The 2,344-nt window shown below is 71.3% G+C and carries 3 protein-coding genes; all 3 read left to right on the plus strand.

The window, feature by feature from the left end; genetic code table 11:
* On the plus strand, window positions 1-263 hold a 263-nt coding region (locus AC1DU6_RS27815; RefSeq protein ID WP_477861080.1), incomplete at its 5' end, for a hypothetical protein.
* A complete protein-coding gene (locus tag AC1DU6_RS27820; protein ID WP_457355040.1) occupies window positions 256-1,377 on the plus strand; it encodes a glycosyltransferase in 1,122 nt (373 codons plus the stop codon). The genes AC1DU6_RS27815 and AC1DU6_RS27820, both read left to right, overlap by 8 nt.
* Entirely contained in the window at window positions 1,374-2,342 is a 969-nt protein-coding gene (locus AC1DU6_RS27825; RefSeq protein WP_457355042.1) for a glycosyltransferase family 2 protein, read from the plus strand. Before AC1DU6_RS27820 ends, AC1DU6_RS27825 begins: the two co-directional genes overlap by 4 nt.
* Window positions 2,343-2,344 lie beyond the last annotated feature (2 nt).

A 2,344-nucleotide genomic window follows, 5' to 3' on the forward strand; every position in this document is an offset into this window, starting at 1 on the left:
CCAACACCACCGAGCTGATGCGCGCCGAGCTGATCCGGCGCTTCGGCATGAGTTCGCCAGCCGGGCACGACGTGGACCCCGTCGCGCTGCGGCGCTTCCAGCACAAGGGCTGGTGCAATTTCGCCGACGCGCACACCGCCAAGGGCGATCTGTCGCTGGGCCTGAAGACCTTTGCCGGCCTGCTGCGCAGCGGCCCCGATCGCGGCCACACGCTGACCAAGATGGGCAAATCGCTGTTCCGCCGCTGGGTGCCGAATGACTGAACGCCTGCGGGTCGGCATCAGCGCTACCAGCCTCAACACCGCGCATCTGCGCGGCATGGGCAAATACCTGCTCGAGATGTGCAGCCAGGCCCGGCCCGAGGACGGCGTGGCCTGGACGCTGTTCGCGCAGGACGCGCGCCGCCCCATGCACCTGCCGCGCGAGCAACAGGTGCAGGCCGACATCTTCGACTTCCCCGGCGACCGCTTCTCGCTGTGGGAGCAGGTCGGCATGCCGCGCCGCACGGGTCAGCACCACCTGGACGTGCTGCACTGGGCCGAGAACACCATGGCCTGGTGGCAGCCCTGCCCGGCCGTCGTCACCATCCACGACACCATCCCCTGGGAGATGGAGACCGACACGCGCTGGCAGCACTGGTATTGGCACCGGCTGATGCCGGCGGCCTTCCGGCGATGCGCGGCCGTCGTGACGATCAGCGAGTCGTCCAAGCGCGACATCCTGGCGCGCTGGCCCGAGCTCGAGGCCAAGCTGACCGTCATCCCGCACGGCATTGAAGAGGCCTATTTCGAGCCCCCCATCAGCACGTTGCCGGCCACGCTGACGGCGGCCCTGGCCGGCGCGCGCTTCGCCGTCTATCTCGGTGGGCCGATGCAACGCAAGCGCTTCGACTGGGCCCTGCAGACGCTGGCCGCCCAGCCCGATGCGACGCTGAAACTCGTCGCCTGCGGCTTTGGCGCCGACGCCCGCGAGGCCGCGCGCAAGGCCCTGCCCCACGAGCTGCAGGGCCGGGTCGTATTTGCCGAGTTCCTGTCCGACGCCGAACTGCAGGCCCTCTACCGCGACGCCGTCGCCGTGCTCTACCCGACGCTCTACGAGGGCTTCGGCTTCCCGGCCGTCGAGGCCCAGGCCGCCGGCACGCCCGTCATCTTCAGCCCGCTGGGCAGTCTGGCCGAACTGGTCGGGCCGTTGACGACGCTGGTGCCGGCCGAGGACCTGGCGGCCTGGGCCGCCGCGCTGCACGAGGCCGCGACGCTGCCTCCCGAGGCACGTGCCGACAAGGCGGCCCGTGCCGCCGCCTGGGCCCAGGGCTTTCGCTGGGGCGAGAGCTGGCGCCGCCATCTGGAGGTTTACCGCCGCGTGGCCGCCCAGCGATGAAGCGGCTGGCCGTCATCGTCTGCACCTGGAACCGGGCCGCCCTGCTCGCGACCACGCTGGCCTCGCTCGGCGCCATGCACGCGCCGGCCGACACGGCCGTCGAAGTGCTGGTGGTGGACAACAACTCGACCGACGACACGCAGGCGCGACTCCAGGCCCTGCAACCGGGCTGGCCGCTGGGCCGCCTGCATGTGCTGTTCGAGCCCCGCCAGGGCAAGCAGTTCGCGCTGAACGCCGGCATCCGCCGCGCCCGCGAACTGGGCTGCGATGTACTGGCCTTCACCGACGACGACATCCTCTTCCCCGTGGACTGGCTGGAGAACATCGCCGCCGTCTTCGGCGCCGGCGGCCCGGCCCTGGCCGGCGGACGCACCGAGTTGCAATGGCCCCCCGGTGGCCGGCCCGCCTGGTATCACGACAGCATGGCCGCGGTGGTCGGCGGCGCCGACCTCGGGCCTGAGCGCATCGCGCCGACCACGCCGGACTACGCGCCCGCCGGCGCCAACCTGGTGGCGCGCGCAGCGCTGTTCGATCGCGTCGGCCTGTTCTCCGAACTGCACTTCCGGCACATGGACCTCGAGTTCGGCCAGCGCTGCCAGGCGCGCGGCGAGGCGGTGACCTATGAGCCGTCCCTGTGCATCACTGCGCCCGTCGACGCGGCCGTGCTGACGCGCCGCTATTTCCGCCGCTGGGCCTTCAAGGCGGGCCTGTCGTCCTGGTGGCCGTCCGGCAGCCACGAGTTTGCCGGTGTGCCGCTGTGGCAGTACCTGCAGCTGCTGCAGGATGGCCTGGGCTGGCTGCTCGGGCCGTTGCGGCGCGAGCCCGTGGCCGAGCGTTTTGCGCGCGAACTGCGCCTGCTGCGCTGCTGGGGGCGCGTGGACAGCCGCTGGCGGTCGCACTGGTCTCCGGCGACCTACTCTGCCTGGGTGGAACGCCACTCGCAGAAGAAGCAGGGCCTGTATTGATG

The organism is Roseateles sp. P5_B10 (assembly GCF_056400485.1).